This is a genomic window from Mesorhizobium sp. dw_380, from assembly GCF_018588885.1.
Taxonomy (GTDB): Bacteria; Pseudomonadota; Alphaproteobacteria; order Rhizobiales; family Rhizobiaceae; genus Mesorhizobium.
The window spans coordinates 170,245-183,961 of record NZ_JAFFIW010000001.1 but is presented as its reverse complement, the minus strand read 5'-3'; the positions used below and the strand labels follow the sequence as shown (position 1 = coordinate 183,961).

The following is a 13,717-nucleotide window of genomic DNA, read 5'->3' as shown; positions in this document are numbered from 1 at the left end:
CGGCTTTCTTTCATCATGCGCGCATCCGCCAATTGAAATCAAGCGCTATTTCTGCAATATTGATTGAACGGACATTCAAAATGAAGCGAAGAAAGCCTGATTTTCCGGCGTCGAAGCTGAATTTCATGCTCGAGAAAAATCGACAAGTGACCTGGAGGCGACGATGGCTGCGGTAAGAGATCTGAGGGCGACCGAAGGAGCAGCGCCTGGGGATGACGATGCCGTCGAACTCGGCAAGCGCCATCTCATCCAGCCCTGGCCTTACGCTGGTTCCGTCGGTGCGGAGGCGCGCGCGCTGATCGGTGAGGGTGACGGCATCTACATCACCGACAACACCGGCAAGCGGCTGATCGATGGGCCTGCGGGCATGTGGTGCGTCAATGTCGGTCACCGCCGCGAGGAGCTGGCCAAGGTGATGTACGACCAGGCGATGGCGCTGTCCTACAACACGCCCTGGTACACGATGAACGCGCCGTCGGCCGAACTTGCCATGCGCATCGCCGGCCATGCGCCGGGCGATCTCGGCCATGTCTTCTACACAACGGGCGGCTCTTCGGCCGTCGAGACGGCGCTGCGCTTCATGCAGTTCTACAACAATGTGCGCGGCCGGCCGGAAAAGAAGCTGATCCTGTCGCGCGGCGGCGCCTATCACGGCTCGACTTATCTGTCAGCCTCGCTCAACGGCCGCCCGCGCGACCGCGACTGGATGGATGGCGCCGACGAACTGGTGATCAAGCTGTCCTCACCCGATCCGTTCCGCAGTCCGCAAGGCATGAGCCTTGCCGCCTTCACCGATTTCCTGGTCGAGCAGTTCCGCGACACGGTCGCCCGCGTCGGCGCCGACAAGATCGGCGCTTTCGTCGGCGAGCCGGTACAGGCCTCCGGTGGCGTCGTCGTGCCGCCCGACGGCTATCTCAAGCGCATTCGCGAGATCTGCCGCGACAATGACATCCTCTATGTCTCCGACGAGGTGGTGACGGGCTTCGGCCGGCTTGGCCATGTCTTCGCCTCGGGCGAGGTCTTCGGCATCGATCCCGATATGATCACCTTCGCCAAGGGCGTCACCTCGGGCTATTTCCCGCTCGGCGGCGTCATCATCTCGGAACGGCTGCTGGAAGAACTGCGCCGCTCGAACCATCCCGATGCGATGTTCGGGCATGGGCTGACCTACACCAGCCATCCGGTCGGCTGCGCCGTGGCGCTGAAAAACCTCGACCTGCTGGAAGAAAGCGTGCTCGCCCACACGCAGGCGGTCGCGCCCTATTTCCAGGCGCAGTTGAAGACGCTGGAAGAATTGCCGCTGGTCGGCGAGGTGCGGGGCCTCGGGCTGATGGGTTGCGTCGAATGCGTCGCCGACCGCGAAAGCAAGGACCCGCTCCAACTCGACAAGGATGTCGGAAAACGCATCGACGCCCATTGCCATGAACTCGGCCTCTTGGTGCGGCCGCTGATCAATATGTGCGTGATGTCGCCGCCCCTGATCATTTCGCGAGAGCAGATCGACGACATGGTCGGCATTTTGCGCGAGGGTATTTCGCGGACTATGGATGATCTGAGGAAAGAAGGCGTGTGGCGGGGATGAAGTTTTTTCCTTCTCCTCGTTCTACGGGGAGAAGGTGCCGGCAGGCGGATGAGGGGCAGCGCCAACGTTGGTGATTGGTCGCATCCGACGCAAACTGGAACCTATCGTCCGTCAAAACAATAACCCGCAAGCCGGTGCTGCCCCTCACCTGCCTGCCGGCATCCTCCCCGTATAGTGACGGGGAGAGGGGCGCTCTCATTGGCGGTTTCGCCAATTCTCAACGTGCGCGCAACTACGAACGCGACCTGAGCGCGTCGTTCAAATTCCACATGTCCTTCTCCTCGGGCGCGGTCTCCAGGCCCAGCACAGGCAGCATCTTGCGCAAATGGTCGTGGTGGGTGCGCACGCCATATTCGAGGTCGGAAAGGTAAAAACCCTCGAAAGCCTCGGACAGCATGGATTCGTTCGACCACACCGACAGTTGCACGTCTTCCGCCATGGTGTCGCGGTCGATGCGGAAGGAGAGATACCTGGCGGCGGCCTGTTCGCGGCTTTCGTCGCGGTAGCGATAGATGGCGCCGCGCAGCAGGGTCTCGCCCGTCGACAGCGGAAACTCCTGATAGAACTGCACGGATTCCGGCATCACCGAGATGACCGCATTGGGGAAGATGCCGTAATAGACCCAGGCCTTCTTCAGATAGTCTGGCAGATGCGTCGGCTCGGGCGCGATCTTGACGTAGTTCTTGACGCTCCAGCGGCGGCCCGCATGGGGATTGTAGGTGGCAAAGGAGCGCGAAACGCCGTTGATGAAGGGCTCGTCGAAATAGGTGGCGCCATAAAGATCCTGCAAGGCAGGATGCGCCATGGCGACGTGATAGCCCTCATTGTCGACATCGCGCACCGACTTCCAGTTGACCGGGGTCTTCTGGGTCCAGATGCCCCAGGACGGCACCATGTCGGCGGCATTGTAATGCGAGAATTCCGGCTCGATCGGCTTCATCAGCTCGGCGACCGAAGGCTGCGGCCCGCCATTGCGGAAGCGGACGAAGATGAAGCCCATCCACACTTCGAGGTCGAGCGGCATCAGGCCGAATTCGGTCTTGTCGAGATCGGGGAAAGAGCGCGGGCGCGCGGCACCGCGCAGCGTGCCGTCGAGATTGTAGACCCAGCCATGGAACGGGCAGACCAGGGCATTCTTGCAATTGCCCTGGCTGTCGGCGACGACGCGGCTGCCGCGGTGGCGGCACATGTTGTTGAAGCCGCGCACCACGCCGTCCTTGCCGCGCACGATCAGGGCGCGCTCACCGACCACGTCCATGGTCAGATAGTCACCGGCATCGGGTATGTCGCAGACATGTCCGACGATCTGCCAGTGGTTGCGGAAGACATGCTCCTTCTCAAGCTCGAGAAGGGCATCGGAATGGTAACTCCAGCCCGGTAGTCCGCGCCGGTCCCAATCATTGGGGATCGCCACGTCACGGAGGTGCGGGTTCATAAACGTCTCTTCTTTTTATTGAATAGTCATTCAATAAAATCACATTTTTCATTGAAATGCAATGGCTTGTGAAAATTCGGCTGGTTTTCACGCAGAGTCCTTGCGCCGATCCAAGCCGAGTCCGATGCTGCTGCCGGCCAGGAAAATCGCGAAGAATCCGAGTGTTAGCCCCGGTTCCGAAGCGCCATCTCAGCGATTTTGCAAAGCGTGCGGGCCGAGGATCAAGGTGCCTTGCCGGAAGGCAAAAGCGCTTGCCGTGCTGCGTCTGATCTGCTGTTCGCTGAGCCTTTGGGCGGGGTCCTCTGCGGCGTTCGGCCGGGGCTCGCTTGCGCTGCGAAGGCGAGTCCTCATGACCGGTACTGCCCGGTTTTGCCCGAAACGCCGTTTCAATCTGGTTACATTGCCAGACCTGCACCACGTTCGCGCCGTTACAAAGCGCGGTTAAGTTCGCTTCATCTTCAAAAGAAACTCAGCGAAGGGGAAGGCAATGCATGCGAAAGTCGAAACCATCGCCGCCGAGCGCCGCCTGCAAGCTCCAGAGCGCGCTGACCGCCGCCCGAAACTGGCGCTGCGCCAGCGTGCCAGCGACCACCCGATGGCCATGTTCATGGGGCTGGCTGCTTGCTCCTTCGTCGGCATGGCGCTTACGCCGACGGTCGGGCCGGCCTTCGCTTCGCTGAAGCCGCCGGCCAATATCGTTGACGGCGCGCCAACGACGACCAAGACCGCCCGTCTGCCGATGCCGGCGCTCGACTTCGCCTGCAAGGGACAGGCCTGGGGCGCCGAGAACGTCGATTGCCTGCGCGCCATTGCCGAGCAGTCCGGCATGCACAAGGCCCGTGCGATCCGCATGATCGCCAATGCCGCACCGCTGACCAACACGCCAAACATTTTCTGATTTCGTCGAAGCGTGATCCCGAAACCGGTTCCCATCTCGGGATCATGCCGTGACCTCCCCGAGCGCTCCTCCAGCGCTCCCTTCGGCTCCCGCCGCGTCGTCGGCCGGGAGCCACTTTTTTATCCTTTCAACGCGGCCTGCTCGGCGATGGTTGAAAGCACGCTGCGCACATCCAGCGTGCTGAACGGCTTTTCCAGGATCTGCGGCCGCTGCTGCGCCGGCAAGGCTTCGATCTCCGCCTTGGCGCCGATCAGGTCGCCGGTAACCAGCACGAAACGACGCGCCAGCTCGGGCCTTTCGGCCAGCAACTCGCGGTAGATGGCAATGCCGCTGATGCCGGGCATGCGCAGGTCCGAAAAGACGATGTCCGGCGGCATGTGGCCGCTCAAGGTTTCGGTGCTCGATTCCCAGACAGGGGCGATCCGCGACTTGATACCCATCAATTCGAGAATGTCGGACAGCGAGCCGGCGACGTCAGGCTCGTCGTCTATGATCAGGGCATGGCGCAGGCCGCTCGAGCGTGGCTGGGTTTCGCCGGCAGCGGCGAGGCCCGCCGATATGGCCGGCAGCTGGACGACGAAACGCGCGCCCCTGGGCAGCACTTCCTCGAACCAGACATTGCCATTGTGCCGTTCGATGATCGATTTCGAGATCGACAGACCGATGCCGGTGCCGACGCCGACCGGCTTGGTGGTGAAATAGGATTCGAAGATACGGTTGCGGATCGCTTCGGGAATGCCGGGCCCGTTGTCCTCGACCGAAAAGCCCGGATTGCCGCGATCGCCGCGGAATGTCCGGACCTTGATCAAGCGGTCGCCGGCAATGCCGGCCAGCGCGTGCTGGCTGTTGATGAGGAAATTGGCCGCCACCTGCGTCACGTGGTCGGCGTCCGCCATGGCCAGCAGCGGGCCGGCAGCGAAGTCGGTGTCGATGATGATGCCGCTCGAGCGTGCGCCATAGGCCGTCACCTCGAGCGCGGCGCGGATCACCTGGTTGAGGTCGGTCTCGGCTTGCGCGGCCGGATGAAGCCGGACCATCGACAGGAAGCTCTTGACGATGCGGCCGCAGCGCTCGGCGGCGGCACGCACCTTCTCGGCGCGGACCTTGGTCTGCGGGTCGGACGCGAATTCATGCAGCAGCGTCGATTGCGCGACGACCACCGCCAGCGGGTTGTTGAGCTCGTGCGAAACGCCGGCAAGCAGCGAGCCCATCGCCGCCATCTTCTCGTTCTGGTGCAGCTTCTCGCGCTGCCGGTTGATCTCTTCCTCGGCGCGCAGCTTGTCGCGCAGATCGCGGATCGAGCCGAAGATCAGGCGGCGTTCTGCGACCCGCATCTCGGTCGCCGTCAGTTCGATCGGAAACACTTCGCCGGCGGCGTTCTGCGTCACCGTTTCGAGCCGCTGGCCGACCATCGGCGCGCCGCGTCCCGACATGTACTCGGCGCCCGATGCATAGCCCTTGCGGTAATAGATCGGCACAATGGTGTCGAGGAGGTCCTTGCCGAGGATATCGCTGCGCTGGAAACCGAACATCTTCTCGGCGGCCGGATTGAACTCGATGATCGAGCCGGTCTCGTCGATGACGACGATGGCGTCGAGCGAGGCCTGCAGCATGGTGCGGCGGATCACTTCGCTGGCATGGGCGTCGGAGGGCGAGTGTTCGATGGCGTCGCCGATGGCGAGCGCGATGATGTGCAGCGTCGCCTCTTCCTCGTCGGTCCATTCGCGCTCGTCGACGCAGTCATTGACCGCCAGCGTGCCCCACAGATGGCCGTGCGCGAAGACCGACACCGACAGGAACGACTTGATGCTCTGCTTTTCGAAATCGGCTCTCAGGAAGCCTTCGAGATTTCGTGTATGGCCTGCGAAGATCTTACCCTGCCGTTCGTCCTCGGCCACGCGCTCCAGCAGCGGGTCCGAGTTGACGATCGACTGGACGATGACGGTCGGGGACGCCAGTTCACCGCCGAAGTCGGAGTCTATCCAATAGGCGGCCACCGACTGGGCAAAACCTTGGCCGGGCAGTTCGCGCAAGCGGAACAGGATGCCGCGCTGGCACTCCATGGCACGGCAGAGCGTTTCCAGTATGCCGTCCATCTCGCGCTGCCAGTCACCGGCCTCGCGCAGCCGGCGAACGACGCGCACGGCAGCCATGGCCGCGCCTTGCCTGAAGGCCTGCATATCCGCGCTTGCCGCTTTGCCCGTCATTGTCAGCCGTCGTTCCAAAGTCATGCCAATCCGATCGACTGGCAACGGCTGCGAACCTCAAGCCTTGGGGGCCTGGCGCTCAGTTGCCGTCACCGGTCGGCAGCGAGAAGATATAGCCTTCGCCGCGCACCGTGCGCAGGAATTTCGGGTTGGCCGGGTCGGCCTCGATCTTCTTCCTCAGGCGCATGATGCGGATATCGACGGCACGCGACGATTCCGGATCCTCGGTGAAGCCGATCGCTTCCGAGATCGCGGCGCGCGTCAGAAGCCGGTTGGCGCGGGTCAGGAAAACCTCCAGCACGTCGAATTCGCTCTTGGCCATATCGATCACGACGCCGTTGGCTCCGGTGACCAGTCTGCCGTCGAGATCAGCCTGGAAGGGGCCGAAAACGACGGAACGGCGGTCCGTCCTGGCTTTCCTGTCCAGCAGCTCCGTCAGCTGCGGAACGCGGCGCAGCACGCTGCGGACCCTGGCCAGCACTTCGCGCAGTTCGTATGGTTTAACGATATAGTCGTCGGCGCCGAGTTCCAGCCCGACGATGCGGTCCAGCGCGGTGCCGGCGGCGGTCGCATAGATGATACCGATCGGCATTCTCGAACGCAGCCAGCGGCCGAGCGACAGACCGTCCTCGCCCGGCATGGCGATGTCGAGGATGGCCAGATGGAACGCTTGCGTCTCGATCAGGCTGCGCGCAGCGGCCGCGGTTTCGGCTGGCACCACATCATAGCCGGCAGCGCCGAGATATTCGGCAACCGCGTCCCTCAGGTCGGGCTCGTCCTCGACGATGACAATTCTTGCCCGCACGATGTTCTCGCTCCCACTTTCAGTGGAAAGTAGATTGGGTATAAACATGATGTCCAGCACTCATATCCAGTTGCCAGGGAACGGTTGGAGAACATGACCGCACGAGCCGTCATTGCGCTTGTTTCCGTCGCCGACGTGGTCGCGACCGAACTCGCCGACCATCTTGAGCGGCGTGGCCATGATGTGCGCCAGGCGCGGCAGCCCTGGGAGGCGGAATCGCTGCTGGCGGGCAGGGGCGTCGATGTCGTCGTCGTCGGCGACAGTCTCAGCCAGGCGGAAGGGCGCGACCTGCTCAGGCGTTATGGCGGCCAAAGCGGGGGCGGCGAAAGCGGGCCGGATTTCATCCTGATCTGCCGGCCGGCTGATCTCGTCGACAAGGTGCTGGCGCTCGAACTTGGCGCCGCCGACGTTATCGAAAGCCCGCTCAATGTCAGGGAACTCGCCGCCCGTGTCGGTGGCCTGCTTTCGCGGCGCGGCAGGGGCACACAGGAACTGATCGTGCTGGAGAATGCGACCGTCGATTTGAGATCGGCAATCGTCATGCACCGCTCCGGCACGGAGGAACAGCTTTCGCCCGGTCAGGTGGCGCTGCTCAGGCTGTTCCTGGCCAGCCCTCGCAAGGTGCTGACGCGTGACGACATCATTGCCGCCGCGCCGGCCGAGAATGCCGACGCGTTCGACCGTTCGATCGATTCGCGCATCGTGCGGCTGCGCCGCAAGCTCGACACCGAGACCATCACCACCATACGTGGCGCCGGCTACCGGTTCGATCCGCCGCAGCAATTCGCCGATTGACGGCAGCGCATTCTGGCTGAGCATCGGATTTTCCAACTCGCCGATGCTCCCGAAATTCAGCGTACCACCAGCAGCGACGGACCTGATGGCATGTCGTTGCTCATGACGAGTTCGTTTGCCTGGGCACGGTCCTTGAGGAGCACGCTGGCAAGCGCGGCAAAGCCAAGCAGGCCCTGCGCATAAAGAAGTGCGGAAAGCACCGAGGCCGCGAATTTCGTTTTCATCGTTCCAATCTCCAGAAATGCCAATTCTTCAACAATGAATGTGTGCGGGTCGCTTCAGGACGCTCCCGAAGTGCCCGCGCCGCCCACGGAGCCCCCCGTCGCGGCGCGGGCCTTCGGTCCTCTCGGCAGCAAGTTGCCGGAGGGGCCGCGCAACGCCAGCAGCCGAAGGCCAACCCGCCAGAGGGCCTTGAGCCGGGCGATGCGCACGCTGGAAACAATCCAGACCGTGGCGGAAAACAGGGCGACGTGCAGGGTCGAGATTTCGCTTGAACTCATCGCCGCGAGCCTTGCCACGAGGCCGCCGGCAACCGTGCCGACACCACCGATGACCGCCGCCGCGATGCTGATCCTGAAGAGCCAGGATCGTGTGTTCGTTTTCGTTCCCATGGTCGTTGCCGTCTGCTTTCGTTGCGTCAACTTTGCTTCCGGCCCGTATCCGGATCATGCCGCCGAAAGCCGCGCTTTGTTGCAGTTCGGTTTCGAAATTGAGCCGCAACCTTTCATATAACGATAATTCGAACTTTCGTTTCCACGCGAATACCTATGTGCTGGGCTTGTACACGTTTGGCGGCGGTGAGCGCCGTCAATCCGATTGTCCGGCCTGTTAATCAGTGGAAACAAATCCGAAACACAAACGAGCATCTAGCGAAATACATCCGAAACAGGTCGCGCCGATAAGCCGCTCATCGAATTGGAGCCGGCCGGCCGGCAGAGAGAGGGACATCATGCACAGCACCATTGCCGCCAGGCTCATCAACATCACCGCCGCCGCGTTCACGGGCGCCGCGCTTCTGTTCGGCGCCCACGCCGCCCATGCCGCGAACAAGATCGTGGCGCGGGTCTCGCTTTCACAGCAGGTCATGGAGGTCTCGGTCGATGGCCGGCCGACCTTCGCCTGGAAGGTCTCCACCGGCGACAGGGCACATGTGACGCCGACGGGCTCGTTCAAGCCGACGCGAATGCATGAGATGTGGTATTCGAAGAAGTACGACGATGCGCCGATGCCGCACGCGGTGTTCTTCAGCGGTGGCTACGCGGTGCACGCCACCGATGCGATCAAGCGTCTCGGCCAGCCGGCCTCGCATGGCTGCGTGCGGCTGCATCCCGACAATGCCGCCGATTTCTACCAGCTCGTCGAGACCTTCGGGCCTGATAACACCAGCATCGTCATCGTCAAGTAGCAGGCTGTGGGTGGGCCGGCGGATCGCCGTGCCTGTTCAGGACTCCCGCCGGAAAGCTTCGGTTCAAACCGGCGGTATCGAGCACAGCCAAAACAAGAGGCCGGGAAATTCCGGCCTCTTTTTGTGTTGCTAGCTCGGCAGCGCCGGCATCAGCTTCGGATCCGGCTTCTCCGCCAGATGCGGCAGGTCCTTGCTGGCGATGAAGGTGTAGAACATGGGCACGACGAACAGCGTGAACATGGTGCCGACCAGGATGCCGGTGAAGATGACCAGGCCCATCGAATAGCGGGCCGCGGCACCAGCACCGCTGGAAACGATCAGCGGCACCACGCCAAGCGCCATTGCCGCCGTCGTCATCAGGATCGGCCTGAGGCGCACTTTGGCCGAGGCGATGATGGCGTCATGCCGGCGCATGCCATGGATTTCGCGCTGCTGGTTGGCGAACTCGACCAGCAGGATGCCGTGCTTGGTGATCAGGCCGATCAGCGTGATGAGGCCGACCTGCGTGTAGATGTTGAGCGTGCCGAGGCCCAGATTGAGCGGCACGATGGCGCCGAAGATCGACAGCGGCACCGCCATCATGATGATCAGCGGGTCGCGGAAGCTTTCAAACTGCGCCGCCAGCACCAGGTAGATGACGATGACGGCCGCCGCGAAAGCGATCAGGATCGTGTTGCCCTGTTCCTTCTCCTGCCGGGACTGGCCGGAATAGTCGATGAAGAAAGTGTCGGGCAGGCTCTCCCTGGCGATGTCCTCGAGGACCTTCAACCCGTCGCCCGTGGTGACACCCGGCAGCGGCAGCGCGGAGATCGTCGACGAGTTCAGCTGGTTGAACTGCTCGATTGCCGCCGGCGACGCATTGTTCGAAATCTTCACCACGGCCGACAGCGGCACCATCTCGCCCGTCACGCTGCGCACGAAGTATTCGCCGAGCTTTTCGGGGTTGTCGCGGAATTCCTGCGGCACCTGGGGGATGATGTCATAACTGTTGGAGTCGCGGTCGAACTGCGCCACTTCGGCGCCGCCGACCAGCAGCGTCAGCGTCCGGCCGATATCGGCGATCGGCAGGTTGAGGGCGGCGGCGCGGTCGCGGTCGATGGTCACCGTCACCTGCGGCGCGTCATAGGCCATCGAATTCTGTACGACGATGAAGCGGCCGGAGGCCTGCGCCTTGTTCTTGATCTGCTCGGCCGCCTCGTACACTTCGGCGGAATCGCCGGTCGAGCGCACCACCATCGAGATGGGCAAGCCACCGCCCGAGCCCGGCAGTGTCGGCGGCGCGAAGACAAAGGCCTGGACGCCGGCGACCTTGTTGATACGCGCCGTAATGTCAGCCTGCAGCTCCTTCGAACCGCGCTTGCGCTCGGCCCAATCCTTGAAGGCAAAACCGACGAAGGCGGTGTTCGTGGTGCCGCCGAAGGCGACCGCCGAGAATTGCGCCCGTGTCTCCGGAATGTCCCTCACCAGACCCAGGATCTGGTTGACGTAGGTCTCGGTGTAATCGGACGTCGCATAGCGCGGCCCAGTCACGAGCGAGAGCAGGAAGCCCTGGTCTTCTTCGGGCGCCAGCTCGGTCGAGGTCTTGGTGAACATGAAGCCGGTCACGCCGACAAGCGCCAGCACGATGATCAGCGTCAGCGGGCGATAGTTCAGCGACCCGGTAACGGCACGCTCATAAACGTGCTCGACGCGCGAGAAGATGCCGTCGACGATGCGCTGGAAACGGCCTGCATTGCCAGGCTTCAGAAGGCGCGCCGACATCATCGGGGTGATGGTGATGGCGATGACGCCCGACAGCACCACCGAGCCGGCGAGTGTCACCGCGAATTCACGGAACAGCGCGCCGGTCAGGCCGCCGGTGAAGGCCAGCGGCGCGAACACGGCGGCCAGCGTGATGGTCATGGCAACGATGGCATTGGCGATTTCGCGCATGCCGTTGAAGGCCGCCTGCATCGGCGACATGTGATCTTCTTCCATGTGGCGGTGGATGTTCTCCACCACCACGATGGCGTCGTCGACGACAAGGCCGATCGCCAGCACCATGGCCAGCAGCGACAGAAGGTTGATCGAATAGCCCACCGCAAACAGCAGGAAACAGACGCCGATCAGCGACAGCGGGATGGTGATGATCGGCATCATCACCGAACGGAAAGAGCCAAGGAACAGGAGGATGACCACGACGACGATGGCGACCGCCTCGCCGATGGTCTTGAACACTTCCTCAATCGAAGCGCTGATCTGTCCGGTGGCGTCGTAGACGACCTCGATCGTCATGCCCTTTGGCAGCGTCTCCTGGATCTGCGGCACGAGTTTTGTGAGCGCTGCAGCGGTGGTCAGCGGATTGGCTGCTGGGGTCGGGAAGATGGCGAGGAAGGTGCCAGGCTTGCCGTTGAAAGAGACCCTGGTGTCGGTGTTCGCGGCGGCGAGTGCGACGCGCGCCACGTCGCGCAGGCGCACCACATTGCCGTCGGTCGAGCGCAGCGGCAACGCGGCGAAGGCTTCCGGCGTCTGCAATGTCGAGCGCACGGTGATCGACGAGACGATATACTCGTTCTGGGTGTTGCCGGGTGCCGACAGGAAGTTGGAGTTGTTGATCGCCGTCAGCACTTCCGCTGCCGTCACGCCCCGCGCGGCGAGCCTGACCGGATCGATCCAGACGCGCATCGAATATTCCTGGGCGCCAAAGATCTGCACGTCGGCGACGCCTTCGACCGTCGACATGCGGGGCCTGATGACGCGCTCGATATACTCCGTCAGCTGCTCCTTCGTCATGTTCGGATTCTGCATCGAGATGTACATCATCGCGAACTGCTGGCCGGTGCCCTTGACGATGACCGGATCCTTGGAGGCGTCCGGCAAGGTGCCGCGCACGCCCTGGACCTTGGACAGCACTTCGGTCAGCGCCACGTCGGGGTTGGAACCGAGCTTCATCTGCACCGTCACGGTGCTGGAGGACGGACGGCTGGACGAGGTGACGTAGTCGATGTTCTCGGTCGAGGCGACGGCGCGCGCGATCGGGGCCGAAATGAAGCCCTGGATCAGGTCGGCGCTGGCACCCGGATAGGCCGTCGTGATGGTGATCGCGGTCTCGTCAACCTTAGGATACTGCCGGATCGACAGGTTGAAGATGCCCTGGAAACCGAGCAGCAGGATCATGCAGCCGAGAACTGTGGAGAGGACGGGCCGGCGAATGAAGAGATCGGAAAAACTCATTGCTGGTCGGCCTGCTTGTTTGCCGATTTGGTCGGGTCGATGGTGTTGTCGACGATGACGGACATGCCGTTGAAGAGGCGGTTCTGGCCGGCCGTAACGACCTCGTCGCCGGCTTTCAGCCCTTCGACGATTTCGACCATGCCTTGATTGCGGCGGCCGGGCTTGACGAAGACCTGAGACAACACCAGCGCGGGCTTGTCGCCTTCCGCCGCCGGCTTGGCCGGGCCGGCTGCTGCTGGCTTGGTGGCATCAGAAGCGGACTTGTCCGCTGGCTTGGCTGTGTCTGCCGGCTTGGCTGCGTCAGCAGCCGGCTTCATCGCGTCCGCCGACTTGGCGTCCGCCGATTTGGTGTCCGGCGATTTATCGGTGGCCGCCGCGGCTGGCTTTTCTTCCGGCTTGGCTGGCTGCGCCGGGGCCGCACTGGCGGGTTTGGCCGGCTGCACCACGAATATGTAATCGCCATAGAGGCTGGTGGTCAGCGCGGTCTGCGGCAGCGCCAGCACATTCTGCTCCTCGGGCAATTCGACACGCACCTGCACGAACTGGCCAGGAGTCAGCTTGCCCTCGGGATTGGCGACTTCCGCCCGGACGTTCACCAGCCGGCTGGACGGGTCGATCTTGGGGTCGATGCCACGGATGGCGCCGGCAAATGGCTTGTCGTCGCCGCCCAGGCCGAGCCGTATCGTCTGGCCGATCTTGAGCAGCGGGAGCTGTTGTTCGGGAACCGAGAAATCGACCCGCATCGTGTCAAGATCCTGCAGTGTCACCACGGCAGTGCCGGGCGCCAGATATTGGCCGATGTCGATCTTCGGAATGCCAGCCGTGCCGGCGAAAGGCGCCGTCAACTGCTTCTGGTCGAGCACGGCCTGCAGCCTGGTGACCTGCGACGCGGATGCGCTCGCGGCCGCCCGTGCAGCATCCAGTGTCGCATCGGTGCCGACGCCGCGCCGCTGCAGCTCGATGGCGCGGGTGAATGCTGCCTGGTCGGATGTGGCCTGCGCCTTCTGCGCTTCGAGATCGGCGCGCTCGACAGCGTCGTCAAGCTGCAACAGCACCGCATTGTCCGCCACCTTCTGATTGGCGTGGAAGAGGATGTCCTTGACGATGCCGGTGGTCTCGACCGTCAGGTCGACACCGCGCACAGCACGGACCGTGCCGATCGCCTCGACGCCCGGCGTCCAGCTCGACGGCTGGGCGATGGTCGTCGACACGGTTGCCGCCGGCGGCTTCATAGTGGCGAAATACTGCTTGATACCGTTGTCGCGCAGGAAATTGAAGCCGACGATGCCGCCGACCACAATGACGAGCACGACCAGAACCACAATAACGATAGATATACGAAGTACGCGCTTGAGCAAGGAAGTCCCCCAGTCGAAA

Annotated in this window: 11 protein-coding genes; 4 read left to right on the top strand and 7 right to left on the bottom strand. The window is 63.0% G+C overall.

Features of this window, described 5'->3' with window-relative positions; genetic code table 11:
- The first annotated feature begins 163 nt into the window (after positions 1-163).
- Entirely contained in the window at positions 164-1,582 is a 1,419-nt protein-coding gene (locus tag JT360_RS00890) for an aminotransferase (protein WP_214469608.1), read from the top strand.
- A gap of 232 nt (positions 1,583-1,814) precedes the next feature.
- Here JT360_RS00890 and JT360_RS00885 read toward each other — a convergent pair whose 3' ends face one another.
- Positions 1,815-3,017: an aromatic ring-hydroxylating oxygenase subunit alpha gene (locus JT360_RS00885; protein WP_214469607.1), complete on the bottom strand. Its 1,203-nt coding sequence runs from the start codon at positions 3,015-3,017 to the stop codon at positions 1,815-1,817.
- A 487-nt stretch (positions 3,018-3,504) separates the two neighbouring features.
- Between JT360_RS00885 and JT360_RS00880 the strand changes: the two genes are divergently transcribed.
- Positions 3,505-3,915, top strand: coding sequence for a hypothetical protein (locus JT360_RS00880; RefSeq protein WP_214469606.1), 411 nt, complete (start codon positions 3,505-3,507; stop codon positions 3,913-3,915).
- A gap of 119 nt (positions 3,916-4,034) precedes the next feature.
- Here the strand turns inward: JT360_RS00880 and JT360_RS00875 are convergent, their stop codons facing one another.
- Positions 4,035-6,122 carry an ATP-binding protein gene (locus JT360_RS00875; protein WP_214469605.1) on the bottom strand — a complete coding sequence of 696 codons (2,088 nt, stop codon included), beginning with the start codon at positions 6,120-6,122 and terminating at the stop codon, positions 4,035-4,037.
- Positions 6,123-6,201: 79 nt separating this feature from the next.
- A complete protein-coding gene (locus JT360_RS00870; protein ID WP_214469604.1) occupies positions 6,202-6,975 on the bottom strand; it encodes a response regulator in 774 nt (257 codons plus the stop codon).
- A gap of 45 nt (positions 6,976-7,020) precedes the next feature.
- On the opposite strand from JT360_RS00870, the gene JT360_RS00865 reads away from it, so the two are divergent.
- Complete coding sequence (locus JT360_RS00865) at positions 7,021-7,722, top strand: response regulator transcription factor (RefSeq protein WP_214469603.1); 702 nt, start codon at positions 7,021-7,023, stop codon at positions 7,720-7,722.
- Positions 7,723-7,778: 56 nt separating this feature from the next.
- Here JT360_RS00865 and JT360_RS00860 read toward each other — a convergent pair whose 3' ends face one another.
- Both JT360_RS00860 and JT360_RS00855 read right to left on the bottom strand, forming a co-directional pair.
- Positions 7,779-7,946, bottom strand: a complete 168-nt coding sequence (locus JT360_RS00860) for a hypothetical protein (protein WP_214469602.1) — start codon at positions 7,944-7,946, stop codon at positions 7,779-7,781.
- Between the two features lie 54 nt (positions 7,947-8,000).
- Positions 8,001-8,333: a hypothetical protein gene (locus tag JT360_RS00855; RefSeq protein WP_214469601.1), complete on the bottom strand. Its 333-nt coding sequence runs from the start codon at positions 8,331-8,333 to the stop codon at positions 8,001-8,003.
- Positions 8,334-8,671: 338 nt separating this feature from the next.
- Between JT360_RS00855 and JT360_RS00850 the strand changes: the two genes are divergently transcribed.
- A complete protein-coding gene (locus tag JT360_RS00850) occupies positions 8,672-9,127 on the top strand; it encodes a L,D-transpeptidase (protein WP_214469600.1) in 456 nt (151 codons plus the stop codon).
- Between the two features lie 129 nt (positions 9,128-9,256).
- Here JT360_RS00850 and JT360_RS00845 read toward each other — a convergent pair whose 3' ends face one another.
- Positions 9,257-12,340 carry an efflux RND transporter permease subunit gene (locus tag JT360_RS00845; RefSeq protein WP_214469599.1) on the bottom strand — a complete coding sequence of 1,028 codons (3,084 nt, stop codon included), beginning with the start codon at positions 12,338-12,340 and terminating at the stop codon, positions 9,257-9,259.
- Positions 12,337-13,698: an efflux RND transporter periplasmic adaptor subunit gene (locus JT360_RS00840; RefSeq protein ID WP_214469598.1), complete on the bottom strand. Its 1,362-nt coding sequence runs from the start codon at positions 13,696-13,698 to the stop codon at positions 12,337-12,339. Before JT360_RS00840 ends, JT360_RS00845 begins: the two co-directional genes overlap by 4 nt.
- Between the last annotated feature and the right edge of the window lie 19 nt (positions 13,699-13,717).